19 protein-coding genes are annotated in these 25,085 nt (G+C 72.8%); 14 read left to right on the top strand and 5 right to left on the bottom strand.

The features are described from left to right. Positions 1-73: 73 nt before the first annotated feature. A complete protein-coding gene (locus E6R60_RS27145; protein ID WP_206309525.1) occupies positions 74-1,141 on the bottom strand; it encodes a HAMP domain-containing sensor histidine kinase in 1,068 nt (355 codons plus the stop codon). Next, positions 1,134-1,823 carry a response regulator transcription factor gene (locus E6R60_RS27140; RefSeq protein ID WP_136329310.1) on the bottom strand — a complete coding sequence of 230 codons (690 nt, stop codon included), beginning with the start codon at positions 1,821-1,823 and terminating at the stop codon, positions 1,134-1,136. Before E6R60_RS27140 ends, E6R60_RS27145 begins: the two co-directional genes overlap by 8 nt. 121 nt (positions 1,824-1,944) lie before the next feature. Between E6R60_RS27140 and E6R60_RS27135 the strand changes: the two genes are divergently transcribed. The 3 genes from E6R60_RS27135 (at position 1,945) to E6R60_RS27125 (ending at position 5,009) form a co-directional block, all read left to right on the top strand. Beyond that, a complete protein-coding gene (locus E6R60_RS27135; protein WP_136329309.1) occupies positions 1,945-3,030 on the top strand; it encodes an endonuclease/exonuclease/phosphatase family protein in 1,086 nt (361 codons plus the stop codon). A gap of 291 nt (positions 3,031-3,321) precedes the next feature. Continuing rightward, positions 3,322-4,365: an NAD(P)/FAD-dependent oxidoreductase gene (locus E6R60_RS27130; protein WP_136329308.1), complete on the top strand. Its 1,044-nt coding sequence runs from the start codon at positions 3,322-3,324 to the stop codon at positions 4,363-4,365. Continuing rightward, positions 4,362-5,009, top strand: a complete 648-nt coding sequence (locus E6R60_RS27125; RefSeq protein WP_136329307.1) for a class I SAM-dependent methyltransferase — start codon at positions 4,362-4,364, stop codon at positions 5,007-5,009. Before E6R60_RS27130 ends, E6R60_RS27125 begins: the two co-directional genes overlap by 4 nt. Before the next feature lie 57 nt (positions 5,010-5,066). On the opposite strand, the gene E6R60_RS27120 is transcribed toward E6R60_RS27125, so the two are convergent. Then, the gene (locus E6R60_RS27120; RefSeq protein ID WP_136329306.1) at positions 5,067-6,251 is read right to left on the bottom strand and encodes an FG-GAP-like repeat-containing protein; all 1,185 of its coding nucleotides are present in this window, start codon (positions 6,249-6,251) and stop codon (positions 5,067-5,069) included. Positions 6,252-6,476: 225 nt separating this feature from the next. Here E6R60_RS27120 and E6R60_RS27115 point away from each other — a divergent pair, with 225 nt between their 5' ends. Both E6R60_RS27115 and E6R60_RS27110 read left to right on the top strand, forming a co-directional pair. Beyond that, positions 6,477-7,034: a DinB family protein gene (locus tag E6R60_RS27115; RefSeq protein WP_136329305.1), complete on the top strand. Its 558-nt coding sequence runs from the start codon at positions 6,477-6,479 to the stop codon at positions 7,032-7,034. Positions 7,035-7,104: 70 nt separating this feature from the next. Then, entirely contained in the window at positions 7,105-7,623 is a 519-nt protein-coding gene (locus tag E6R60_RS27110; protein WP_136329304.1) for a proline dehydrogenase, read from the top strand. A gap of 129 nt (positions 7,624-7,752) precedes the next feature. Here E6R60_RS27110 and E6R60_RS27105 read toward each other — a convergent pair whose 3' ends face one another. Beyond that, positions 7,753-8,367 (bottom strand): YceI family protein, encoded by a 615-nt coding sequence (locus E6R60_RS27105; protein WP_136329303.1) that lies wholly within the window; start codon positions 8,365-8,367, stop codon positions 7,753-7,755. A 238-nt stretch (positions 8,368-8,605) separates the two neighbouring features. Here E6R60_RS27105 and E6R60_RS27100 point away from each other — a divergent pair, with 238 nt between their 5' ends. After that, positions 8,606-9,127, top strand: a complete 522-nt coding sequence (locus tag E6R60_RS27100; RefSeq protein WP_206309524.1) for a hypothetical protein — start codon at positions 8,606-8,608, stop codon at positions 9,125-9,127. A gap of 75 nt (positions 9,128-9,202) precedes the next feature. On the opposite strand, the gene E6R60_RS27095 is transcribed toward E6R60_RS27100, so the two are convergent. Continuing rightward, on the bottom strand, positions 9,203-10,432 hold the full coding sequence (locus tag E6R60_RS27095; protein WP_136329301.1) for a glycoside hydrolase family 64 protein: 1,230 nt from the start codon (positions 10,430-10,432) through the stop codon (positions 9,203-9,205). A 349-nt stretch (positions 10,433-10,781) separates the two neighbouring features. Here E6R60_RS27095 and E6R60_RS27090 point away from each other — a divergent pair, with 349 nt between their 5' ends. From E6R60_RS27090 to E6R60_RS27055, 8 genes are all read left to right on the top strand, one after another. Then, positions 10,782-14,645 (top strand): endo-alpha-N-acetylgalactosaminidase family protein, encoded by a 3,864-nt coding sequence (locus E6R60_RS27090; RefSeq protein WP_136329300.1) that lies wholly within the window; start codon positions 10,782-10,784, stop codon positions 14,643-14,645. A 176-nt stretch (positions 14,646-14,821) separates the two neighbouring features. Then, entirely contained in the window at positions 14,822-17,089 is a 2,268-nt protein-coding gene (locus E6R60_RS27085) for a polysaccharide lyase 8 family protein (protein ID WP_240802701.1), read from the top strand. A gap of 67 nt (positions 17,090-17,156) precedes the next feature. Then, complete coding sequence (locus E6R60_RS27080; RefSeq protein WP_168713688.1) at positions 17,157-18,548, top strand: serine protease; 1,392 nt, start codon at positions 17,157-17,159, stop codon at positions 18,546-18,548. Then, positions 18,545-20,842, top strand: a complete 2,298-nt coding sequence (locus E6R60_RS27075; RefSeq protein ID WP_136329299.1) for a serine/threonine protein kinase — start codon at positions 18,545-18,547, stop codon at positions 20,840-20,842. Before E6R60_RS27080 ends, E6R60_RS27075 begins: the two co-directional genes overlap by 4 nt. Positions 20,843-20,928: 86 nt before the next feature. Continuing rightward, positions 20,929-22,344 carry a zinc ribbon domain-containing protein gene (locus E6R60_RS27070; protein WP_136329298.1) on the top strand — a complete coding sequence of 472 codons (1,416 nt, stop codon included), beginning with the start codon at positions 20,929-20,931 and terminating at the stop codon, positions 22,342-22,344. Beyond that, complete coding sequence (locus tag E6R60_RS27065; protein WP_240802695.1) at positions 22,344-23,363, top strand: hypothetical protein; 1,020 nt, start codon at positions 22,344-22,346, stop codon at positions 23,361-23,363. The genes E6R60_RS27070 and E6R60_RS27065 overlap by 1 nt, the downstream gene beginning before the upstream one ends. Beyond that, positions 23,360-24,598, top strand: a complete 1,239-nt coding sequence (locus E6R60_RS27060) for a carbohydrate ABC transporter substrate-binding protein (protein ID WP_136329296.1) — start codon at positions 23,360-23,362, stop codon at positions 24,596-24,598. The genes E6R60_RS27065 and E6R60_RS27060 overlap by 4 nt, the downstream gene beginning before the upstream one ends. 153 nt (positions 24,599-24,751) lie before the next feature. Further along, a partial coding sequence (locus E6R60_RS27055; RefSeq protein ID WP_276614049.1) for a carboxyl transferase domain-containing protein occupies positions 24,752-25,085 on the top strand: 334 nt, incomplete at its 3' end.

Raw genomic sequence — 25,085 nt, 5'->3', positions numbered from 1 at the left:
GGCGCGAGTTGGACGGCAGGCCGTGCGGCCGGGAGGTCCTGCGCGCGTTCGCCGGGCGGCCTGCCGGGCGGCCTCAGGCCGCCGCAGGCAGCTCCACCGTGACGCGGAGCCCTCCGGCCTCGCGCGGGGTGAGGGTGAGTGTCCCCTCGTGCGCCCGGGTGATGGAGGCGACGATGGCCAGGCCGAGGCCGACCCCCGCATGGCCGGTGTGGACGCGCTCCGTGCCCCGCTGGAAGGGTTCGGTGAGGGTCGCCACCACCGCGGGAGTGAGCTGGACGCCGGTGTTCTCGACGGTGAGCACCACGGTGCCGGGCCGCACCCCGGTGTGGACCCGGATGCCGCCGCCTTCGGGCAGGTTGTGGACGATCGCGTTCTGTACGAGGTTGGTGGCCAGGTGGAGCAGCAGGGCCGGTGATCCGGCCGTGGGCGCGATGTCGCCGCTGGTTTCCAGGGTGACGCCGTGCTTCTCCGCGAGGGGGAGCAGCGTTTCGGTCGCCTCTTCCGCCATGAGCGACAGATCGACGCGCTCTCGGGTGAAGGACCTCCGCTCGGCGCGGCTGAGCAGCAGCAGCGCCTCGGTGAGGTCGATGGCCCGGGTGTTGACGGTGTGGAGGCGCTCGACGAGTTCGCCGAGGTCCTGGTCCGGGTCGGTGCGGGCCACGTCGAGGAGCGACTTCGAGATGGCCAGGGGGGTGCGCAGTTCGTGCGAGGCGTTGGCCGCGAACCGTTGCTGTTCGGCGATGTGCGCTTCGATCCGTACGAGCATCGTGTCGAAGACGTCCGCGAGTTCACGGAACTCGTCCTTGCGGCCCGGCAGCTCGATCCGGTGGGAGAACGATCCGTTGGCGGCCATGCGGGCGGCGTGCGTGATGCGGTCCAGCGGGGCGAGCATGCGGCCGGCGAGGAACCACCCTCCGGCGAGGCCGAACACCAGCAGGAACAACATCGTGAGGGCCGCCATCGGGGCGAAGTCGCGCGCGACGGGCAGGCTGTAGCCGGGCAGGAAGATGAGCCCGACGTGCCTCACGCGCGTCAGGAAGAACCACCCGGCGATGAGCATGAGGGCGCCGGCCACCATGAGGAACCCGGCGTAGCTGAGGGTGAGTCTGAGACGGACGTTCAGACCGGGCCGCCTATCCACGGTCCACGCCCCCGCCCCCGGGCGCCGCGTCGATGCGGTAGCCGACGCCGGGCACGGTGGCGATGATCCACGGTTCGCCCAGGCGCTTGCGGAGGGCGGAGACGGTGATGCGTACGGCGTTGGTGAACGGGTCGGCGTTCTCGTCCCACGCCCGTTCCAGGAGTTCTTCGGCGCTGACGACACCCCCCTCGGCCGCGACGAGCACGTCGAGCACGGCGAACTGTTTCCGGGTCAGTGCGACATAGCGGCCGTCCCGGAAGACCTCCCTGCGGAACGGATCCACCCGCAGGCCCGCGATCTCCCGCACGGGAGGCCGGCTGTGGGCGCGCCTGCGGTCGAGGGCCCTGAGCCTGAGCGCGAGCTCCTGGAGCGCGAACGGCTTCGTGAGGTAGTCGTCGGCGCCCAGCTCGAACCCGGACGCCTTGTCGTCGAGCCGGTCCGCAGCGGTGAGCATGAGGATCGGCATGCCACTGCCGGATGCGACGATGCGCCGGGCGATCTCGTCTCCGGACGGCCCGGGGATGTCCCGGTCGAGGACGGCGATGTCGTACGCGTTCACACCGAGCAGTTCCAGCGCGGTGTCCCCGTCACCGGCGATGTCGGCGGCGATCGCCTCCAGCCGCAGGCCGTCGCGGATGGCCTCGGCCAGATAGGGCTCGTCCTCGACGATCAAGACACGCATGTGCTCAGAATACGATTCGGTACATATCGCCGGTGTATCGAAAACCGCATACGCGACGGCAACAGCGCCTTGCGTGTACTCGCATCGAGAACCAGCGAGGGACAGCGAGCGAGGGCGGACGATGACGCACGTGGACACGGCGAAGACCGGGCAGGTCGGGCCTGCGGGCACCGGGACAGGAGCCCCGGGGGCCGGCACCCGGCGCACCCGCGTGCGGCGGGCGGTCCGCGCCCTCTCCGGGCCGGGCCCCTGGAGGCGTGGCCCGGTGACCGCCGCCCTGGCGCTCGTGCTGGGCCTGCTCATGACGGCGCACGCACGGATCACCGGCCGCGGTGGCTTCGGCAGTCTGGTGGAGACCTTCCTGCCGTGGTTCGGCCTGGGCGTCCCGGTGCTGCTCGCCGTCGCGCTCCGGCGCCGTTCCGCCTCCGCGGTGGTCGCGCTGCTGCTGCCGGCCGTGGTGTGGCTGAACCTCTTCGGCGGCCTGCTCGCCGACCGGACCCGGCCGGGCGGCGACCTGACGGTGGTCAGCCACAACGTCGGCGCCGGGAACACCGACCCGGCCGGCACCGCCCGCGCCCTGGCCGCCTCGGGCGCGGACGTGCTGGCCCTGGAGGAGATCGCCGACCGGGCGAGGGGTACGTACGAGAAGGAGCTGGCGCCGGCGTATCCGCACCACACGGTGCTGGGCACGGTCGGGCTGTGGAGCAAGCTGCCGCTCTCGGACGCCGGACCGGTCGACATCCAGCAGGACGTCGGGCCGCTGGGGGCCACCAAGACGGCCGCCGAGAAGCTGCCCGACACCCGGGCGCTGCGGGCCACGGTGGCCACCGGCCGAGGGCCGCTCGCGGTGTACGTGGCCCACCTGGGATCCGTCCGCGTGACGCCCCGCAGCGGCTTCGGGACGGGCCACCGGGACCGCAACGCGAAGGCGCTCGCCGAGGCCGTCGCCGCCGAGAGGAACGAGCGGGTGGTCCTGCTCGGCGACTTCAACGGCACCATGGACGACCGCGCGTTCGACGCCCTCACCTCGCGACTGCACTCGGCCCAGGACGAGGCGGGGGACGGCTTCGGCTTCACCTGGCCGGCGGCGTTCCCCGTGGCGCGGATCGATCAGGTCCTGGTGCGGGGCGTGGAACCGAAGCGGGCGTGGCTCCTGCCGGAGACCGGCAGCGACCACCTGCCGGTGGCGGCCGCCATCAGCTGGTGACCTCCGCCCGTTGACGGGGCCGTCGGCGACCTGGGAGGGGCTGACGGCCGGCTCGGCTCCCGGCCGGGACGCTCGACAGCGGCCACGGTGAGTGTCGCCGCTCGCCCGGAGCCGGACGCCGACGCCAACCGGGGGCGCGGGCCGCTGCTCTCGGGGTAGCGCCGTCGGTGCGTGGGGCGTGGGGGAGAGGAGCCCCGGGGAGGTCGTCCGGTGCGGGTTTGCCGCTTCGGCAAGGATCTTTGCCGATTCCGACTCGGACACGCACCATCTCCCCAGATGGAGGTGTTTCCCATGAGCGACATGACGCAGACGTACGACGTGGTGGTGGTCGGCGGTGGGGCCGCGGGTCTGAGCGGCGCCCTGGCCCTGGCGCGGGCCCGGCGTTCGGTGCTGGTGATCGACGCGGGCAGCCCGCGCAACGCACCCGCGTCCCACGTGCACAACTACCTGGGCCGCGAGGGCGCCCCGCCCTCGGAGCTGGTGGCCGCCGGCCGCATGGAGGCGGCCCGGTACGGGGCCGAGATCACCGAGGGCGAGGTCACGTCGGCCGAGCGGCTGCCGGGCGGGGCCGAGTTCCGGGTCGTACGGGCGGACGGGGGTGCCGTCACCGCGCGCCGCCTCCTCGTGACCACCGGCCTCGTCGACGAACTGCCGCCCCTCCCCGGCCTGGCCGAGCGCTGGGGGCACGATGTGCTGCACTGCCCGTACTGCCACGGGTGGGAGGTGCGGGACGCGGCGATCGGCATCGTGGCACTGACACCGATGGCCGTCCACCAGGCGCTGCTCTGGCGGCAGTGGAGCCCCGACATCACCCTCTTCCTCAACGACGGGCCCGAGCCGGGCGAGGAGGAGTACGAGCAGCTCGCGGCGCGGGGCATCGCCGTCGTCGACGGTGAGGTGGCCGGGCTCGAGGTGAGCGGCGACCGGCTGACCGGGGTGCGGCTGGCCGGGGGCCGGGTCGTTCCGCGCGAGGCCGTCGTGGTCCAGCCGCGGTTCACGGCCCGCTCCGGGGTGCTCGACGGCCTCGGTCTGCGCGCCACCCCGCTGGAGATGGGCGGCCACACCCTCGGCACGTACATCGCGGCCGACCCGACGGGAGCGACGGAGGTGCCGGGTGTGTGGGTGGCCGGTAACGTCGCCAGTCTGATGGAGCAGGTCATCGGTTCCGCGGCGGCGGGGCTGAAGGCCGGGGGCGCCGTCAACGCGGACCTCGTCGCCGAGGACACCCGCCGCGCGGTCGAGGCCCGCCGCGCCCCCTTCTCGGCGGAGGCCGAGCGCCAGGTCTGCGAGAAGACCCTCGGAAACCGTCGGCACGGACTGCAGGAGACACGATGACGAGCGACAGCACCGCCTCCGACGCGGCCAGGGCATCCGACGCCGAACTCTGGGACGAGCGCTACCGCGAGAGCCGGCGGATCTGGAGCGGGAAGCCCAATGCCCCGCTCGTCCGCGAAGTGGAGGGCCTGAAGCCGGGGCGCGCCCTGGACCTCGGCTGCGGCGAGGGGGCCGACGCGGTGTGGCTGGCCCGCGAGGGCTGGCGGGTCACCGCCACCGACATCTCGCGCGTCGCTCTGGAGCGGGCCGCCGAGCACGGCGCGGAGGCGGGGGTCGCCGACCGCATCGACTGGCAGTTCCACGACCTCGGGGTCTCCTTCCCGGAGGGGGAGTACGACCTGGTCTCCGCGCAGTTCCTGCACTCCATGGGCGACCTGCCGCGCGAGCGGATCCTGCGCCGCGCCGCCGCCGCGGTCGCCCCGGGCGGCGTCCTCCTGGTCGTCGGCCACGCCGGCTTCCCGGCCTGGGAACACGATCACGCGGACGTGGAACTCCCCACCCCGGACGAGGTGCTCGCCTCCCTCGAACTTCCCGCGGGGGAGTGGGACGTCCTGGTCAGCGCGGAGCACGAACGCGTCCAGAACGACCCGGACGGGAACCCCACCACCCGGACGGACAACACCCTGAAGGTGCGGCGGCGCTGACGGAGGGTGGGGCGAGGTGAGTGCCTTCGCCGTGGAGCGGAGGCACTCACCGGCGCGTCAGAAGGGGCCGCTCTTCAGCCCCCACCAGGAGGCGTCGTTCCACTCGCCCTTCCGCAGGCCGCCCGTACCCAGCCCTTGGTACCCGACCAGCCAGTCACCGCTCTTCGCGAGCAGGTCGGCCCGGCCGTCGGCCGACCAGTCGCCGACGGCGACGAGCGAGTCCATGGCGTTCCATCCGCCCGAACCGATCAGTACGCGCGAACCGAGGGAACCGGTCCTTCCGGGATAGAGCCAGAGCTTGCCGGTCGACGTCTCGCGGGCGATCAGATCGGCTCGGCCGTCCCCGTTCATGTCACCGGCGCCGACCAGGGCGTTCAGGCCGTTCCAGCCGCCCGTGCCGATCAGCTTGCGCCCGCCCAGGGTGCCGGTTCCGGTGCCCGGATAGAGCCAGAGTCTGCCCGTGGACTTCTCCACGGCGACCAGGTCGGAGCGGCCGTCCCCGGAGAGGTCACCGAAGGCGGTGACCTTGGACATGCTGTTCCAGCCGCCGCGGCCGATCAGCTTCCGCGTGCCGAGACCGCCGGTGCCGGTGCCCGGGTAGAGCCAGAGCCTGCCGGTGGAGGCCTCACGGGCGATCACGTCCTCGCGGCCGTCACGGCTGAAGTCACCGTGGCGCGTCACGGCGTTCATGGCGTTCCAGCCGCCGCTGCCGACCAGACGGCCGGTGGAGTCGCCGGGCAGGAACCACAGGCGCCCGACCGGATCGCGGATCAGCAGGTCCGACCTCCTGTCGGCGTTCATGTCGCCGAACCCGGAGACCTTGGGCGCGGTCTCCGCGTACCAGTGGGGGTAGGCCTGGCTCTCGCATTCCCTTGCGGTCCGGACGAACTTCAGCGAGCTGTAGGACGGGTCCATGTGGGTCCGGTACACCTCCCGGGGGGCGTAGGTGTTATATCCCCGGGTGATGCCGTAGTTCGCGTCGTCGTAGAGGCAGGCGATCAGGGACGAGCGGTTGATGACCACGCGGAAGCTGTTGTTCCAGGTGCCCAGCGTGGCCTTGTTCGTGTTCGTCTTGAACACCGGGCCCGTGCCGTCGTCGTCCTTCCAGCCGCAGAAGTACCCCGAAGGGCAGTCGCCGGACGCGGCTTGTGCGGGCGTGGCGCCCGCACCGGCCAGGCCGAGCGAGAAGAGCCCCAGCGTCGCGGCCGCGGAAGCCACCCGCCGGAGCAGAGATGTGCGCATTCTTTTCCTTCCCCTCCCTGTCGCGGCGCGTACAGGCATGGCGCGCCGCGAGGAGGAACGTACCGGTGGCGTTCTCCGCCGTGCCGCCCGGGTCGCCCCGTCGCAGGCGGCCCTCCGCGCGAACGCCCTTGGGCGCGGGCGTCGTTCAGGTCGGGAGCTGACCTATATGACTTCTAGCGTGTTCCTTGTCCGGCGCAGCAGGAACGACGACCGAAGGCAGAGATCATGACCGTCAGCGAGACGACCACCCCCGACGTTGCCGAGACCCCGGCCCTCACCGGCGAGCGCGCCGATCTGCTGGAGATGCTGACCAAGCACCGGCAGTTCCTCCGCTTCACCACCCGTGACCTCACCGACGAGCAGGCCGGCTTGCGCCCGACGGCGAGCGAGCTGTGTCTGGGCGGCCTCATCAAGCACGTGACCTCGGCCGAACGCAACTGGGCGGACTTCATCGTGGAAGGCCCGTCGTCCATGCCCGACTTCACCGCGATGACCGAAGCCGACTGGGCCCAGCGGGCCGACGAATTCCGGATGCTGCCCGGCGAGACCCTGGCCGGCGTGCTGGCCGACTACGCGGAGGTGGCCCGCGGGACCGACGAACTGATCGCCACCCTGCCCGACCTGAACGCCACCCAGCCGCTGCCGAAGGCTCCGTGGTTCGAGGGCGACGTGCACTGGTCGGCCCGCCGGGTGCTGATGCACATCATGACGGAGACCGCCCAGCACGCCGGCCACGCCGACATCATCCGGGAGTCGATCGACGGCGCGAAGAGCATGGGCTGACCCCGCGCCGCCGGTCACCGGTCCGCACGACCGGTGCCACGGGCCGCCGGCGTGACGGCAGAATGCGTGCATGGATGCTGGAGTCGCCGCGCTGCTCGGCGCCGCCGTCGGGTCGCTCGCCACGCTCGGTGCGGCGTTCGTGACCGGGCGGGCCGCGGCGCGCTCCCAGGTGGACCAATGGCGTCGGCAGCACCGCAGGGACGCCTACGTGTCGTATCTCGCCGCCCTGCACGACCGCGACATCGCGATGGACGCGATATTCGAGGCGCTCCGGCCGAGCGCCCCCGACCTGGAGCAGCTCGATGAGCGGGTGGGGCGCTTCGTCGGCCTGGCGCGCGAAGTGCACCGCACGGCCGAGGTCGTCCTCGTCGAGGGGCCGCCCGCTCTGGCGCAGGCGGCCGGCCGGGTGGGCGGGGCGTCCGGCGATCTCTCCGAGGTGATGCGGCGGATGGTGAAGGACGCCCACGCGCTCGACGCCACGCGCAAGGCCGCGGACACCGCCCTCGCCGCCCAGCGGGAACAGGCGCTCCATCAGGCGGTGAAACGCTTCCGCTCCGCAGCCGCCGACGTCTTCGACAAGCCGCGCTGAGCGCGCCCAGCGCAGAACGCCGGGCGCGGAACGCCGGGTCCGCACCGGCGGGTGCGACGCCGAGCGCCCGCCGTCCTCCCCGGAAGGGGCGGAAGGCGGGCGCGCTCGGTTCGGGGGTGCCCCGGGGGGTCAGGCCTGCGGTGCGGCGGCCTTGATCGCGGAGATGTCGAAGTTCAGCTTGACCTTGTCGCTGACCATGACACCGCCGGTCTCCAGGGCCGCGTTCCACGTCAGGCCCCAGTCGGAGCGCAGGATGTCCGCGGTGCCCTCGAAGCCGACGCGCTCGTTGCCGTACACATCGGTCGCGGAGCCGTTGAACTCCAGGTCGATGGCGAGGGGGCGGGTCACGTCCTTGATGGTGAGGTCGCCGGTGACACGGTACGTGTCGCCGCCGAGCTGCTCCGCGGACGTCGAGCGGAACGTCATCAGGGGGAACTTCTCGGCGTCGAAGAAGTCACCGCTCACCAGGTGGCCGTCGCGGTCGGCGATGCCGGTGTCGATGCTGGCGATCTTGACGTCGATCGACGCGGCGGAGTTCGCCGGGTTGCTGCCGTCGAGCTTCAGGCTGCCCTCGTGCTCACCGAAGGAGCCCCGCACGTTGGTGACCATGGCGTGACGGACGGTGAACCCGATGCTGCTGTGCGCCGGGTCGATCGTGTAGTCCCCGGTGAGGGCGGCCAGGGCCGGGTCGACGGCGACGGCGGTGGCGGGGGCGTCGTTGTTCTTGCGGTTGAACAGAGCCATGGCTCCTCCTCGGGGACGTGATCGAGCGGGGCTCGAAGTAGTTGTTTAACCTTCAACGAGATTCACTGTAGACCCATCTTGTTCAAAGTTCAACATCCAGGGTTCCGGTGAGGGTGGCGCCGGGGTCCGGGAAGGTGCGCATGCGCATGAACTGACGCCGTAGGCCCTCTGGCGGACGCGCGTAGAACTGGGGCACTATCTCCTTGCCCACCTTGTCATGCACAGGAGGAGTCCCCCCGTGATGTCCCGTATGACGCTGCGCCCCGTCCTGACCGCCCTCGCCCTCGTCCTCGGTGTCCTCTTCGCCCCCGGAATCGGTGTCGTCGCCGGTACGACGGACGCCTACGCCGTCACCAAGCTCACCCACAGCCAGGCGACCGCCCGGTTCAGTTCGTCCGGCATCACCTGGTCGTCCTCCGGCGGCTGCTCCGATCGCTACAACTCCACGTGCACCTCGTTCGAGCAGCTGAACCTGGCGACCGCCCAGGGGGCACAGACCCTCAAGAGCGCCACGGGCTGCGCCCTCAACATCACCGGCGGCACCGAGACCGGGCACGCCAGTGGCACGTACTCGCACTGGAACGGCTACAAGCTCGACTTCGCCAAGACCACCTGTCTCACCAACTACGTCCACGGCGTGTTCAGCTACATCGGCCTGCGCGGGGACGGCGCGCCCCAGTACAAGTCCGGCTCCGGCAACGTCTACGCGGACGAGGGCAACCACTGGGACGTGACGTACTACAACTGCGGCGGCTGCTGACGCCGCTGCCCGGCCCGGATGCGCGTGTGCCCCTGTCCCGGCGGACAGGGGCACACGCGCATGCCAGGAAGCGGCTCAGGACCCCACGGTCACCGTGAAGCGCCGCGGGTTGCCGTCGTTGGCGGCGCCCGAGACGTCGGGCTGACCGTCGGGGCGCACGTCGTCGTAGGGGAACGCGTAGCCGATCGGGCTGTTGGCGTGGACGATGCGCGACCAGTGGTTGGTCACCGCGCCCCGGTAGTAGTCGGCCACCGTCGTGCCGTTGGGCTGGTCGGGGTGGCTGAGCATGATCGAGCGGTTGAAGCCGGCCGCGAGACGGGCCAGCAGGGCCTTCTTGTCGTCCGAGTCCGCCGGGTTGTTGGTGAACGGCCCGTGGTTGCAGGTGAAGATGTCCTTGGAGACCGGCTTGGTGAAGGTGTGCCCGCCGTTGAACGTCAGGGTGTCGCCGCTGACCCGTCCGGTGAAGACGCCGCGTCCGCCCTGGAGGTCGATCCGCAGATCGGTCGAGCGGTACTTCTGCCAGACCTCGTCGATCTGCGCGGTGAACAGGTCGCGGAACGGCATCTGGTCGGGCCGGTCGAAGAACGGGGCCATCAGGTTCTGCGGCGAGATGACCCGCAGCACACTGCCGTCCGGGCCCCGTGTGACCAGCTTGTCCCACGGCTGGCCGTCGGCGGCGGCCTGCCCGGTGAGGCCGTCCGCGATCCGCTGTACGGCGCCGCTGGGGAGCGGGGCCACCGTGTGCGTGGTGTCGCCCTCCAGCTTCAGGCCGATGGGCAGCGCCGTCACCAGGTCGACGTAGCTGATGTTCGCGTACAGCTGCTGCGGGTTGAAGGTGAACTCGCAGAACGACCAGGTGCGCCCGTAGTTGGCGTCCGCGGACGTGGCGAAGGCCGGTTCGACCAGGGCCGGGCCCGGGTTGAGGTAGAAGTCCAGGGTGTTGTCGCGGACGAAGTAGACCCGGGCTCCGTACATCTGCGGGAGCGTCAGGACGACGGGCGCGCCGCCCGCCGGGTTCAGCGGGATCGCGCAGTCGACCGGCAGCGGGGTCTGCGGCGCAGCGGGGGAGTCGGGGCGGTAGACACCGCCGCCGGGGCGCAGCAGCACCCAGCGGTCGGTGCCCTGCTCGTGCCCGGTGACGTAGGCGTTGACCCGGCCGGGCAGGGAGCGGTTCTCCAGGGCCAGTTCGCAGGTCGCGGCGGACGCCGAAGCGCTCGGGCTCAGCGCGCTGCCCCAGAGGGGATAGGTGAGCGCGGTGGCGGAGGCGGCGACGCCGCCGGTGAGGAACATTCTGCGCGAAATCATGAGGCGACTCCGGGTGTGTGGGGGGCCGCGGACGGGGTGGCCGAGCGAGAGGGGGGAACGGGGGCGTCCGCGGTGCGCACCACTCTCGCCAGGGTCCGGACGGCCGTCAAGACTTGTGACTGAGAGCGCTCTCAAAAGAAAGAAGTCTTCACAACTCGGCGCTGATCGACGGTATTTGACGGGTCGGAAGGCGAACACCCGGAGACCGCGTGATCAGGAACTGAACGCGGTGGCCCGGACGACCCCGCACACCCGCACTTGGACTTACGCGGCACGGTTGTTGGACTGGAGAGGCCCTGCGGGCCGTATGTCGTTGACGGTGTCACGACACGGCGACTACGCAGAGCACATGTCGCCAAGATTCACGTCGGTGGGCGCCGCAGCCGCCGCCTCAGCAGCCGTCCTGGCTCTGGCCGGGACCGCCCTGCCCGCCTCCGCCGCCGCTCCCGCCTCCGCCGCCTCCGTCGTCCCGGCGGACGCCGCCGTCATCGGATCGGCGCAGCTCGCCGTCGCCGTCGCCGACGACTTCCCGCGCGTCCTGTCGTACACCGACCGTGCCACCGGTGCCCAGCTGTCCGGCAGCACCCGGCCGGTCACCGCCGTCACCCTCAACGGCACCGCCCACCCGGTGCGGCTCAAGGGCGCCCCCGGCATCAGCGCGTCGGCCGCCCGCTACACGCTCGTCTTCGACGGCCTGCCCGGCGTGGAGATCGACGCCTCGCTCTCCGTGGCCGGGCGCGCCACCACCTTCGAGGTGACCGCCGTCCGCGACACCGAGGCCTTCCGGGTCGGGACGATCGACATCCCCGGCCACGACCTCGTCTCCGTCGCCAGCACCGACGCCGGGGCCGCCACGGCGTTCACGAAGCTCGACCCCGACTCCACGCGGACCGCCGACGTCTTCGCGAAGGTCACCGGCGACACCAAGGCCGACGCCGCACCGGCCGGCGCCACGTACGCGATCGTCAACACCGGATCGCTGGCGGCCGCCGTCGAGTCCAACTCCTCGTACGACAAGCCCTCCGGCGCCACCGGCGGCGACGACGCCCGCTTCTGGCACCAGGCCCGCAAGGACGGCGACGGTTCCACCCGGGTCGGCGTCTGGTCCGGTCAGTGGACCTACCGCGGCGCCGGCGCACCGCAGCCGGAGAGCGGGGACGGCCTGCCCTGGGCGAAGGTCGTCGTCACCCCCGACGCCAACGGCGACAAGGCGGTCGACTGGCAGGACGGCGCCGTCGCCTTCCGCTCCATCGGGGTCGTCGCCCCGGGCAGCGAGGACACCGCGGACCGGGTCGTCACGCACATCCCGTTCAACTTCGCCAGCCAGGCCACGCACCCCTTCCTGCGCACGCTCGACGACGTCAAGCGGATCTCCCTGTCCACCGACGGCCTCGGCCAGCTCGCGCTGCTCAAGGGGTACGCCTCCGAGGGCCACGACTCCGCCCACCCCGACTACGGCGGCAACTACAACAAGCGCGCCGGCGGGCTGAAGGACCTCAACGAGCTCCTGAAGGACGGCAGGAAGTGGGGCGCCACCTTCGGCGTCCACGTCAACGCCACCGAGGCGTACCCGGAGGCGAAGGCGTTCGACGAGACCCTCGTCGACAAGTCGAAGCCGGGCTGGAACTGGCTCAACCAGAGCTACTACATCGACCAGCGCCGCGACATCAACAGCGGCGACCTGGCCAGGCGCTTCCAGCAGCTGCGGGACGAGACGGACAGCAACCTCGGCATGCTGTACATCGACGTCTACTACACGCACGGCTGGATCGCCGACAAGACCCTCCAGTCACTCCGGGCGCAGGGCTGGAACGTCTCCAGCGAATGGGCCGACAAGTTCGAGCGCGGCTCGCTCTGGTCGCACTGGGCCAACGACCTCGACTACGGCGGCGCGACCAACAAGGGTCTCAACTCGCGGATCATCCGGTTCATCCGCAACGGCGAGAAGGACGTCTGGAACAACGACCCGGTCCTCGGCCAGAGTGCCATCGAGGAGTTCGAGGGCTGGACGGGCGAGACCGACTGGAACGCCTTCTACGACAACATCTGGCAGCGCAACCTGCCCGCCAAGTACCTCCAGCAGCAGAAGATCACCCGCTGGGTCGGCAACGACATCACGTTCACCGGCGGGGTGAGCGGCACCGTCGAGGACGGGAAGCGGACCTTCTACGACCACGGCCGCAAGGTGCTCAGCGGCACCGACTACCTGCTCCCGTGGGACGGCGGAAAGAAGCTGTACCACTACAGCGAAGCCGGCGGCACGAGCACGTGGGCCGTGCCCTCCGCGGGCCCGTACACCGTCTACCGGCTCACGGACAACGGCCGGACGAAGACCGGGACCGTGCGTCCCGTCGACGGGAGGATCACGCTGAAGGCGGAGGCCGGGCAGCCGTACGTCCTCTACCCGGTCAAGGCGCCGCCGGCCGCCGATCCCGACTGGGGCCAGGGCACACCCGTCGCCGACCCCGGCTTCAACGACAAGGGGCTGAGCGACTGGTCGAAGACCGGCGCCGCCGCCCGCGACACCGACGGGCAGGGCCGCAACAGCGCGAAGCTCTCGGGGGCCCCCGCCGCCGCGCTCTCCCAGCGCATCACCGGACTGGAGCCCGGCGCCCGCTACACCGCGTCCGCCCTGATCGAGGTCCAGCCCGGGAAGACCCGGCACACCACCCTGTCGGCCGGCGGGAAGTCCGTCGCCGTGGACCGCTCCACCGCCAAGGACTACGTCGCCGCGTCCGACTGGCACGGCACGTACTTCCAGCGCGCGAAGGTCAACTTCACCGCCCCGGCCGACGGACGCACCACGCTGCGCATCGAGGCCGCCGGCGGCAGCACGGCGACCGTCCGCGCCGATGACGTACGCATCGTCGCCAACGCCCCGGCCACAAGGGAGAACACCGTCGTCCACGAGGACTTCGAGGACGTCGACCAGGGCTGGGGCCCCTTCCTCAAGGGGGACGCGGGCGGCTCCACCGACCCCCGCACCAGCGTCTCCCAGCTGCACGCCCCGTACACCCGGGCCGGCTGGAACGGAAAGCTCGTCGACGACGTGCTCGGCGGCGGGGAGTCCCTCAAGTCCCACGAGGAGAACACCGGGCTCGTCTACCGGACCGCTCCCTGGACCGTCCCGATGACCGCCGGCCACCGCTACGAGATCGCGTACGACTACCAGTCCAGCCACGCCGGCGCCTACGAATGGGTCGACGGCTACGACCGGATCACCGGGGACGGTGAACCCGGCTCCGTGGAGACGCGGACCACCGCGATCGGCGCCCGGCACACCACCGGTCACTTCACCGAGACCGTCACCGCCGGCTGCGGCGACACCTGGACCGGGCTGCGCAAGCGTGGCGACGCCCCCGACGGCGCCGACTTCGTCCTCGACGGCTTCACCGTGACCGACCTCGGCGCCGCCCCCGCGGGTGAGCAGGCCGCCTGCGGCACGCTCGGCCTCGAACCGGCCGCCGAGACCCTCGAGCCGGGCACGGCCAACACCGTGGAGGCGAGCTTCACCAACTACGAGGCGACCGCGGCCACCGGCGTCTCCGTGAGCCTCACCCTCCCCGACGGCTGGAAGGCCGAGCCGGCCGACGCCGTCACCTTCGACTCGGTCGCGGCCGGGGCGAAGGCCACCGCGAGCTGGCGGGTCACCCCGCCGGTGGACGCCGCCTACCAGGCGTACACGCTGACCTCACAGGCGTCGTACACGGTCGGCGGCGCGCGGCGGACGCTCGGCGCGCAGACCTCCGTACGGACCCTGCCGCCGCCCACCACGGACAGCTGGGCCAGCGACCTGGACTGGACGGCTGCCGAGAACGGCTGGGGGCCGGTCGAGCGCGACCTGTCCAACGGCGAGACCGGCACCGGCGACGGCACCGCGCTGACCATAGGCGGCACGGTGTACGCCAAGGGCCTCGGCAGCCACGCACCGGCGAGCATCCGCTACTACCTGGGCGGGAAGTGCACCTCGTTCACCGCCGAGGTGGGGGTGGACGACGTGCAGAAGAGCGCGGGCAGCGTGCAGTTCTCCGTCAGGGCCGACGGTACGGAGAAGGCGACGTCACCGGTCCTCAGGGCCGCCGACAGCGCCTGGCCGCTGACGGCGGACGTCACCGGCGCGAAGTACGTCGAGCTGATCGCCGGTGACGGCGGCGACGGCAACGGCAACGACCACGCCGACTGGGGCAACGCCCGCTTCCACTGCGGAAGCTGAGCTTGGGGAAGGGGGCGGGCCGATGACGGCCCGCCCCCTTCCCCGCTGTAGTAAGCGCGTGCTAAACCGACCACGACAGGTCTAAACCACTTGCCACCGGAGGTAGCCCCGTGTCCCACCTGCCCGCCTGGTCCCGCCGCGCCTTCCTCGCCACCGGGAGTGCCACCGCACTCACCCTGGCACTCGCCCCGTCCGCCCGCGCGGCGCAGGACGACTTCGAGTCCCTGCGGCTGCGCTGGAACGAGCTGTCGCTCGGCACCGGCTACGACCCGGCCGCCGAGCCCTACGCCTCGAAGCTCGCCGAGACCGGCGCACTGGCCGCGGAGTTCGCCAAGACGATGGCCCCCGCCGCCGGCTCCCTCTGGGCCGGGCACACCTTCGACCCGCCGGCCGGAATCACCTGGAGCTACAGCCGGCTGTGGACGATGACCCAGGCGTACGCCCAGGAGGGAACCGGGCACACCGCCGACGAGGGCCTCCTCGCCGCTGTCGTCCGTGGCCTCGACCACCTCTCCGCAACGGTCTACAACCCGTCCACGACCCGGTACGGGAACTGGTGGGAGTGGCAGATCGGCAGCCCCCGCCTGCTCATGGACATCGTCGCCGTCCTCCGCCCCCACCTCGGCGAGGAACGCGTCCAGGCCGCCTGCGCGGCCGTCGACCACTTCATCCCCGACGCCGTGCTCAGGGACTACAGCGGCACCTCGACCGGTGCCAACCGGGTCGACCTGTGCCGCTCCGTCGCCCTGCGCGGCATCCTGGGCCGGGACGCCGCCAAGACCGCACTCGCGCGCGACGCCCTCTCGCCCGTCTTCCCCTACGTGACCAAGGGCGACGGCCTGTACGCCGACGGCTCGTTCGTCCAGCACACCTGGGTCGCCTACTCGGGGACGTACGGCCAGGTCATGCTCGACGGCCTCGGCCGGCTCTTCGCGCTGCTCGCCGGATCCCCCTGGGCGGTCACCGACCCCCACCGCCAGATCATCCTCGACAGCGTCGAGCACGCGTACGCGCCGCTCATCCACGACGGTCTGATGATGGACAGCGTCAACGGCCGTGCCATCAGCCGCGGCCTCCTCAAGAGCGACGAGCGCCGGATCATGCGCAGCGACCACTTCCACGGCCAGGGACTGATCGCCGCCATCGCCCTGCTGGCGGGCGGCGCCTCCCCCGCCGAACGCGACCGGTGGAACGGCATGGTCAAGGGCTGGATCGAACGGGACACCGTGAGCCCGGTCCTCGCCGCCCCGCAGCTCGGCGTCGCCGACCTGTCCCGGTTGCAGGCGGCGGCCGCCGCGCCCGTTCCCGCCGCGGCCGAACCCGTCGGCCACACCCTGTTCGCCGCCATGGACCGGGCCGTGCACCGCCGCCCCGGCTGGGTCGCGAACCTCTCCATGGCGTCGGAGCGGATCAGCGCGTACGAGTGCGGCAACGGCGAGAATCCGCGCGGCTGGCACACCGGGGCCGGAATGCTCTACTGGTGGCAGGGCCCGGACGGCGGCGGCCAGTACACCGACTGGTTCTGGCCCACCGTCGACTGGTACCGGCTGCCCGGCACCACCGTCTCCACCCGACGTCTCGCCGACCGGGCCGGTGGCGAATGGGGTGCGCCCCGTCCGGCCGTGCAGTGGGTCGGCGGGGCGCACGACGGGGAGTTCGCCGCCGTAGGACAGCATGTGAAGGGCCTCGGCTCCACGCTGGAGGCCCGCAAGTCCTGGTTCTGCGCGGCGGATGCGGTCATCTGCCTCGGCGCGGGCATCACCGCCGCCGACGGAGTGCCCGTCGAAACGGTCGTCGACAACCGCAACCTGGGCCCCGACGCGCGGCAGACGTTCACCGTCGACGACCGCGAACGCCCCCGCTGGGCCCACCTGGAGGGGCACGGCGGCTGGGTACTGCCCGGCGGCGCCGCCCTGCACACCCTGCGCGAGGCCAGGACCGGCGCCTGGTCCGACATCAACACCACCAGCTCCGACGAACGGGAGACCCGTCACTGGCAGACCCTCTGGCTCGACCACGGAACCGATCCCGCCGACGCCGGCTACCTCTACCTCCTGATGCCCGGCGCCTCCCGGCGCGCCGTCGCCGCCCGCGCGGCCGACCACCGCTGGCTGACGGTGCTCGCCAACACCGCCGCCGTCCAGGGCGTCACCGTGCGCTCGCTCGGGCTGACCGCTGCCAATTTCTGGCGGCCGGGCGCGGCCGGGCCCCTCTCCTCGACCGGGGCCGCCAGTGTGCTGGTCCGCGAGGGCCGGGGCGCCACGGCCGTCCGGATCAGCGGGCCCGACCGGAGCGGCACGCCGTTCGAAGTGGTCTGGGACCGGCCGGTGCGCGAGGTCGTCTCGGCGGACCCGGGCATCGAGGTCCGCGCCACCGGCCGGCGGCTCGTGCTGGGCGTGGACCCGGGACGGGCGGGGGCCACCCTGCGGTGCGACGTCCGGTGACCCGTGGAGGCGGGAGTATGCGCGGAGTCTGGGAAGGGTGGCTGCCGCACGCGTACCCTCGTGCGCTATGGGGGAGTTGAGAGCGGACTGGCGGCTCCGGTTACGACGCGGCGGCGCGGACGGGCCCGTGTGCGGGGCCGGAGTGCTGCTGACCCAGGACCGGATGCTGACCTGCGCCCACGTCGTGGGGGAACCGGACGCCCGGATGTGGGTGGAGTTCGCCGAGAACCCCGGCATTCCGCCCGTGGGCGCCCGGGTCGCCCCGGACGGCTGGCTGCCCGGGCTCGACGGGCCCGACCGCGAGGACATCGCGGTGCTCGCCCTGGAGAGCCCCCGGCCGCAGGCCGCGCCCGCGCCGCTGGGCAGGCGGCTGGAGCGGGGCGGCGAGGTGTGGATCGGCGGCTACTCCCAGAGCTTCGACGACGGGATGTGGCTGACCGGCCGGATCACCGGACTCCACGGGGACTGGGTGCAGCTGGACGCCGGGACCAACGCCGAGGTCGTCCGCCCCGGATTCAGCGGCGCCGCCGTCCAGGTCCGGGGTGAGCGGCCGGGGTCGGAGGAGGTCGTCGGCCTGGTCGTCAGCTGGCGCGGCGATCTGGAACTGGCCCTGCCCACCGAGAACGACCTGGCGTTCTCGTACATGATCCCCATCGACCGCGTCGCCGCCCTGGTGCCGCTGGTCGCCGAGCTGAGCGGCCCCGACGGGTGGGACCGGGGGCTGGAGCGGCGGCTGCGGCAGTGGTTCGCCGGCGGCGAGGAGCCCGCGGTGCGGTTCGGGGTCGTCCCACCCGGCACTGGCCGCGACCGCGCCCTCCAGCACCAGCTCCACCGGGCCCACCTCGTCTTCCGGGGCGGCGTCACCCGCCCCGGAGATCTCGTCGAGACACTGGTGGCCCAGTTGCGGATGCCCCGCTACCAGCGCAACGCCTACCGCGACTGGTTACTGGAGGGCGGCAACGCCCCGGACCGCTCGGACGGCGGGGGGCCCGCCGGATCGGGGCCGGTGCTCGCCGTGATCGGCCTGGACGAGGACCCCGATCCGGCCGCGCTCGTGCCGCTGCTGGTGCGCGTCAGGACGCTCGGGTTCCGGCTGCTGGTCGTCTTCCGCCGCGCCGACGGCCGGGGACTGGCCGAAGTGGCCCGGCAGTTGCTCGTGCCCGCGCTGGAGGAGCGGGCCGAGGCGCTGGTGCGCCGCGTCGAGCACATCGAAGGGGAGTGGTCCGGGCTGCGGGGCATGGTCGACTCGGCCTCGCTGGTCCCGCGCCCCTCCGTGGCGGCCGCGGCCCGCCGCCACCGGCTGCGGGAACTGGGACTGATGGACGATCCCCAGGACCGGCTGACGGAACTGAAGCGTCTGGTACGGGAGTTACGTGAGGACCTCGACCGGGTGAACGGCCCCGCGCGCTCCGGCCTGCCCGGGCAGCGGCCCCGGCGCGGCCCGGCGGAGCGCCGATGAGGATCCCGTGCCCGCACCGCCGGTTCACCGGCGCCCCCTGCGCCGGCGCCGTCCAGCCGACCGGCTACTGCGACACCTGCGGTCGTGAGGAGAGCGCGCCCGGGCTGCCGCCGCTGCCGGACGACCCCCGGGACCACGGCCCCGCCGGACTGCTCGAACTGCCTCTGCTGGACCCGGGCAGCCCGGCCGAGCGCCTCGCCGCCGCCGAGCAGCCGGTCCGCATCGTGATGACGTGCTCGGCCGACGCGTGCCGCACCTCGTTCGTCCCGCCGTACACGGCGGCCCCGCCCCCGGACGAGGGGTACTGCCCGCAGTGCGGCGCCCCGTACTCGTACCGCCCCGAACTGACGAAGGACGGGCCGCCGCTCCAGGACCAGTACCGCATCCGCGGCCCCATCGCCCACGGCGGCCAGGGCTGGGTCTACCTCGCCGAGGACACCCACCTGGAGGACTTCGTCGCGGTCAAGGGCCTCCTCAACCGGTACGCCGAACGCGGCGCCGCCCAGGCCGGTGAGGAACGCCGCAGCCTGGTCGCCATCCGGCACGAACGCATCGTCCAGATCCGTGACTTCGTCAGCACCCGCAACGAGGACGGCAGCGTCTCCGGCGGTTACATCGTGATGGAGGACGTGGGCGACCGGACCCTGTCGGCCGTCGTCGAATCGACCCGGAAGGGCGCCTTCGTCCTCGACATCGAGCACGTGGTCACCTACGGCTGCCAGATCCTCGAGGCCCTCGCCCATCTGCACGGCATGGGCTTCCTGTACGGCGACATGAAGCCGTCCAACGTCATCCACCACCTCGACGGGATCAAGGTCATCGACCTCGGCGGGGTCCGCAAGGCGGGGGCCACCGACCCGCCGCCCGTGATCACCCCCTGGTTCGCCGCACCCGAGACGGACGGGACGGGCCCCCTCACCGTCGCCCACGACATCCACACGGTCGGGGTCACCCTCGCCGAACTGGCCGGCTGGGCCGTCGGCGACGACGTGCCGGGGCTCGGCATCAGTTCCTTCCGCCTGGCCGTGGAGCGGGCCACGGCGCACGACCCGGAGCGCCGGTTCGGCTCGGCGGAGGAGATGGCGGGCCAGCTGCGCGGGGTGCTGCGGGAGATCCGGGCCCTTCGAGGCAAGCGCGACCAGCCCGAGCCCTCCCCCTACTTCACCCCCTCCACCGAACTGCTGGGCGCCCGTCTGGGTTCGGTGCCCGACTACGCGCACTGGCTGCGCCGTCCGCTGTACGGCCGGCGGGAGACACCCCGGGCGCCGGCGCTCGACTCCGGGCTGCCCACCCCCACCGAGATCGCCCGCAGCCTGCCCGTGCCCCGGCCCTATCCGCGCGACCCGCAGGCCGCCCGCTTCGGGGTCAGCAGCTACGACCCGGGACAACCGCTGAACCAGCCGGCCCACGGGGAGCGGTCGGTGGAGATCTGCCTGCACAACGCCCGGCTGCTGCTCGGCCAGGACGGCGGCGAGGCACTGGCCGCGGCCCGCGAACAGGTCCAGGCCGCCGCCGCGATCCCGGGCCCGGGGCCCGTCCGGCAGTGGCGGCTCAGCTGGCACTGGGGCCTCGTCGCGCTGCGCAGCGCCGATGTGCTGGAGGACCGGCAGCCGATGCTCGAAGCGGCCCTGGAACACTTCTCCGCCGTGCACAGGGCCCTGCCGGGCGAGTACGCGGCCAAGCTCGCGCTCGCCTACACCGCGGAACAGCTCGGCGACGGCAGGCCGGCCGGGCCGGGCCCCTCGGCGTACGCACTCTTCCAGGCGGTGCACGCCCGCAACCCCTCGCACGTCGGAGCCGCCCTCGGACTGGCTCGGCTCGCCCTGGCGCGCGGCGACCGGGCCGCGGCGACCGAGGTCCTCGATCTGGTGCCCGACGAATCACGGGATCACACCGTCGCCCGGATCGCCGCCCTGCGCATCAGGGCGGCCCGGCTCGCGACGGGGGAGCGGCCCCTGCCGGAGGAGGCGGAGATCGACGCCTGTCTGACCGCCCTCGCGCCGGATCCCGGCGTTCCGTTCCCGGTGGTCACCGGTGACGAGGCGGCCTGGCTGCTGCGCACCGAGCTGTACGAGTGGAAGCTCGACGCGGTCCGGGCCGCGCACCCGGCCCCCCGGCCCCGGGGCGGACTGCTGCGGATCGGACTGCCGCCCCCGGCCGCACCCGGGGAACGGGCGGTGCGGGCCGACCTGGAGCAGTGCTACCGGTGGCTCGCCCGGCAGCGGCAGGGACCGGCCGAGTACGAGCGGCTGATCGACCTTTCCCACGCGGTCCGCCCGCAGACCCGCTTCTGACGGCCCGCGCCCGCCGTTCCGCCCCGCACGTCGCCGTACCCCTGTCCCGTAACCGCACGATGCCGGTAACCACTGGAGGCAGTCCCATGGGCACTGACGCCCCGTCGTCCGGGCTGGAGTTCACGGTGTCCCTGGACGTCCGGCGCGACCAGCAGCCGCACCACGACGCCCGGATCGACGCCCATCTGCGGGTCAAGGCCACCGGCATCGGTCCCCGGGACGAGGTGCCTGCCGTCGAACTCGCCCTCGTCCTCGCGCTGGACGTCGCCGCCGGGCGCCGGGAGGCGGCGGCGACCGCCCTCGCCGGGACGCTGCGCGCCCTGCCCGACGGTGTCTCCTTCGCCGTCCTGGGCGGCGCCGACGAAAGTGGGGAGCCCACCCGCTGCTACCCGCTGCGCGGCCGGTGGGCCCTGGCCGACACGATGGAGAAGCGCCGCGCCGCGTTCAGCGCGGGCCGGATCGCTCCGGCGGCCGAGGACCGGCCGCCGCCCGGCTATCCGGCCTGGCTCGCCGCCGCCCGGGCGCTGTTCGCGGAACGCCCGCTGCCGCTGCGGCACCTGCTGCTGATCACCGACGGCAGCGGCGGGGACGGGGCGGACGGCGCGCTGCGGGAGGAACTCGACGCCTGCGAGGGCGCGTTCACCGCGGACGTGCTGGCCGTCGGCGGGGACTGGGACCCCGTGCCGCTGCTCGCCGTCGTCGAGGACCTGCACGGCACCGCCGAGCACGTCCCCGACCGGTTCGGTCCGGCGGTCGCCGGGGCGCTGCGACGGCTGCGCCGGGTCCGCAACCCCGAACTGCCCGTCGTGGTCACCGCACGACCGGCCGTGCGCGCGGTGGACCTGACCGAGACGGCGCCCCGCCAGCAACGCCTCGAAGCCGCGCCCCGCCCGGACGGACAGGCCCAGGGGCCGTACCGGACCGGTTTCCCCACCCACCAGTGGGAGCCGGGCACCCGCGACTACCTGCTGACCGTGCAGGCCGACGCGAGCACCGACCCGCTCGGCGTGCTGCTGCAACTGGCCACCGTCTCCGTCGGGGACGCCACCGCCCCGCTGCTCGTGCGCTGGCTGCCGCCCGGAGTCGCCGTGGGCGCGGGGGCGACCGGCGGAGGGGGCGGCACGCTCCAGGCGATGAACGCCGCCACCCAGATGCGGACCGCCCTCAACCGCGGCTACGCCGCACTCGATCCGCTGAGCCGCGGCGAGGCCGAGGCGCAGTTCGGCCTCGCGGTCCGGCTCGCCACCGAGATCGGCGCCGCCTGGGTCCTCCAGGACGTGCGCCGGGTGGCCGACATCCTCGACGGCCGGCGCGGAGTGGTCCGGGTCGGACCGACCGTCGACCGGGGCACCGTCCGCCGGGGGCAGCTGCACATCGCTTCGGGGCACGGACTGGACCTGCCCGGCCCCGCCCCCACGGGGAAGCCGGTGAAATGCCCGCACTGCCGTCATCTGGCCGGGGCCCGCGCCCGGTTCTGCATCGCCTGCGGAAGGAGCCTGTGATGCCCTCACCGACCCGGTGGACGCGTGCGGTCCGGGCCCGCCGCCGCACGCGCTCGCGCACCAGGCGGCTGCTGGAACGGCACCTGGCCGTCATGGTGGTGGCCGCGCTCGTCTCGATGACCGCCGTGCTCGTCTCGTACCGCGAGGTGCAGAACGCCGCCGGTGAGATGCGGACCCGCGGCGCACCCGCCGTCCAGGGCGTGGCGGCCACCCAGCTGGCGCTGCTGCGCGCCCACGAGGAGGCGGAGAAGTCGGTGGACCAGGGAATCGACACGGTGGTCGGCGCCGGAGCGCGGTACGAGAACCAGCTGGCGGCCGCCGGCCAGGGCCTGTCCCGGCTCTCCGACGTACAGATCGACGGCGAACGCGGCCGCGGGGTCCTCGACACGGTCAACGGCGTGCTGACCTCGTACAGCACCTCCATCACGCCGGGAGCCGTCAAGTACGTGCACGACGACCTGATGCAGCGGCAGAAGTTCACGGAGGCATGGACCCTCCTCGACCGGCCGGGCACCGGCGTCGTGCCGCGCCTGGACGTCCTGCAGGAGCACCAGATGCGGCGTGTGGAGCGGGTCAGTTCGCTCGGAACGCTCCAGCGGACGGGGTGGGCCGTCGCCGAGCTGAGCCTGCTGGTCCTGGGGCTGACCTGCCTCAGCGCCCTGTGGGTGCTGCGCACCCGCTGCGGGCGCAGCCACGACCCCTGGCTGCTGGCGGCGCTGCTGGTGACCGTCGCGCTCGCCGTCGTCCCGCTGTGGGCGACCGTCCGGACCCAGGAACGGCTGGACACCGCCCGCGGGCGGCTGGCCGCGATCGAGCAACGGGCCCATGACCACGCGGACCTGGTCGCCTCCCAGACGTACGTCACGGTCAACTCGGCCGCCCTGCGCGGCGGTCTGGCGGCCCGGAGCTGGCAGAGCTGGACGTACTACGGGGCGCTGGGCGGCGGCGCGCTGATCGTCCTGCTGCCCGCCGCCGGCGTCTGCCGGCGTCTCAACGCCGACTACTGGAGGGCCGGATGACCCTCCGCACCCGCGCGTTGGCCCTCGCCCTCGCCCTGCTCATGACCGCGGCCGGCTGCGGCCTCGCGGCCCCCGGCGGCAGCGACGCGGAACCGGAGGTGACGATCCTCGGCCCGTGGACCGACGCGCAGGAGCGGCGGTTCAAGGACCTCCTGGACGGGTTCGGGATTCCGTACACCTACCAGGGCACCGCGGCGACCCGCGAGGTGCTGCTCGCCGAGGTGCAGGCGGGCGATCCGCCCGACATCGCGATCCTGCCGGGCGTCGGCGAACTCGTCGAGTACGCGCACGACGGCCGGCTGCGCTCCCTGAAGGGGCTGTACGAACCCGCGGAGTACGGCAATCCGTGGCAGCCCGAGGCGCAGGGCATCGCCGACGACCTGTGGGTGCCGCTCAAGGCCGACCTCAAGTCCATCGTCTGGCACCGCGACGGCGCGGCCCCGGGTGCCGTCCCCGCCCCGCTCGCCTCGTGGTGCATCGGCATGGGCGACGACGGCGCGTCCGGCTGGCCCGGCAGCGACTGGATCGAGGACCTGATCCTCCAGCGCGCGGGCCCGGTGCTGTACGCGCGCTGGGCGACCGGTGACATGAGGTGGACCGATTCCCCGGTGGCCGACGCCTGGGCCGCGTGGGCCGGAATGCTGGCCGGGGACCCGGACCGGGCCGGCGCCATGCTGCTGGCCGACCACCGCGGACCGGCCGGGGGACACGGACTGCTCTTCGGCGGCGGCTGCGACCTGGAGCACCAGGGCTCCTTCGCCCGTTCGTTCTACGGCGGCCACGGGGACCGGGTGGCGTTCGGGGACTCGGCGCCGCTGCTGCCCGGTGGCCCCTATACGGTGAAGGCCCACGAGGTGTCGGCCGACTTCGCGGCGCTCTTCGGGCGGAGCGGCCCGGCCCGCGAGCTGATCCGGCGGCTCGCCTCCCGGGACGCGCAGGAGGAGTGGGGCCGCACGGGCGGGGTGTTCTCGGCCAACGCGGCCGTCCCGCCCAAGAAGGGAGCGGTGGACGAAGGGGTGAGCCGGCGCTTCACGGACCAGCGGGTGCCGCTCTGCCTGGACGCGTCGGACGTGATGCCGGCGGCGGTGCGGGACGCGTTCTACGAGGCGGTGCTGCTCACCATGGCGCACCCCGCGGATCCGGTGGGTCCGAGGCTGGCGGACATCCAGAAGGTGCAGGACGCCCAGCCGGCGGACACCCCCCGGCTGACCGGCGTGTGCGGCAGACCACAGTGAACCTTTGTTGGATTCCCACAAAGGTTCACGGGCACCGGCTGGTACTTCGCCTGCATGGCCCAAGGCTTCTGTCAGGCTCCACCAGGAAACCGGGCAGGAGACTGTACGGAGTCGACGGCAGGGTTTTCTTGCTGGAGTTCGTAGGGTCGATGCATGACCGTTGTGGACGAAACCCAGGGCGAGCCGAGCGACACCCGTGGCCGTGTGGCGGAGCTGCTCGCGCTGCGCGAGCAGGCCCGGCGCGGACCGAGCGACCGCGCGACCCAGGCGCAGCACGCCAAGGGCAAGCTGACGGCGCGTGAGCGCATCGAGCTGCTCGTGGACCCGGGTTCGTTCAAGGAGGTCGAGCAGCTGCGCCGCCACCGGGCGACCGGGTTCGGCCTGGAGGAGAAGAAGCCGTACACCGACGGGGTCATCACCGGCTGGGGCACGGTGGAGGGCCGCACGGTCTTCGTGTACGCACACGACTTCCGGATCTTCGGCGGCG

Origin of the sequence: Streptomyces sp. A0642 (assembly GCF_004795105.1) — a bacterium.
GTDB lineage: Bacteria > Actinomycetota > Actinomycetes > Streptomycetales > Streptomycetaceae > Streptomyces.
The sequence above is the reverse complement of the archived record's forward strand: the minus strand, read 5'-3'. Positions and strand labels throughout refer to the sequence as shown.

Bases quoted from the DNA above. Each gene is read 5' to 3' on its own strand.
- E6R60_RS27140 (WP_136329310.1), bottom strand. From the start codon at position 1,823: ATGCGTGTCTTGATCGTCGAGGACGAGCCCTATCTGGCCGAGGCCATC.
- E6R60_RS27135 (WP_136329309.1), top strand. From the start codon at position 1,945: ATGACGCACGTGGACACGGCGAAGACCGGGCAGGTCGGGCCTGCGGGC.
- E6R60_RS27130 (WP_136329308.1), top strand. From the start codon at position 3,322: ATGAGCGACATGACGCAGACGTACGACGTGGTGGTGGTCGGCGGTGGG.
- E6R60_RS27125 (WP_136329307.1), top strand. From the start codon at position 4,362: ATGACGAGCGACAGCACCGCCTCCGACGCGGCCAGGGCATCCGACGCC.
- E6R60_RS27120 (WP_136329306.1), bottom strand. From the start codon at position 6,251: ATGCGCACATCTCTGCTCCGGCGGGTGGCTTCCGCGGCCGCGACGCTG.
- E6R60_RS27115 (WP_136329305.1), top strand. From the start codon at position 6,477: ATGACCGTCAGCGAGACGACCACCCCCGACGTTGCCGAGACCCCGGCC.
- E6R60_RS27110 (WP_136329304.1), top strand. From the start codon at position 7,105: ATGGATGCTGGAGTCGCCGCGCTGCTCGGCGCCGCCGTCGGGTCGCTC.
- E6R60_RS27105 (WP_136329303.1), bottom strand. From the start codon at position 8,367: ATGGCTCTGTTCAACCGCAAGAACAACGACGCCCCCGCCACCGCCGTC.
- E6R60_RS27095 (WP_136329301.1), bottom strand. From the start codon at position 10,432: ATGATTTCGCGCAGAATGTTCCTCACCGGCGGCGTCGCCGCCTCCGCC.
- E6R60_RS27090 (WP_136329300.1), top strand. From the start codon at position 10,782: ATGTCGCCAAGATTCACGTCGGTGGGCGCCGCAGCCGCCGCCTCAGCA.
- E6R60_RS27080 (WP_168713688.1), top strand. From the start codon at position 17,157: ATGGGGGAGTTGAGAGCGGACTGGCGGCTCCGGTTACGACGCGGCGGC.
- E6R60_RS27075 (WP_136329299.1), top strand. From the start codon at position 18,545: ATGAGGATCCCGTGCCCGCACCGCCGGTTCACCGGCGCCCCCTGCGCC.
- E6R60_RS27070 (WP_136329298.1), top strand. From the start codon at position 20,929: ATGGGCACTGACGCCCCGTCGTCCGGGCTGGAGTTCACGGTGTCCCTG.
- E6R60_RS27065 (WP_240802695.1), top strand. From the start codon at position 22,344: ATGCCCTCACCGACCCGGTGGACGCGTGCGGTCCGGGCCCGCCGCCGC.
- E6R60_RS27060 (WP_136329296.1), top strand. From the start codon at position 23,360: ATGACCCTCCGCACCCGCGCGTTGGCCCTCGCCCTCGCCCTGCTCATG.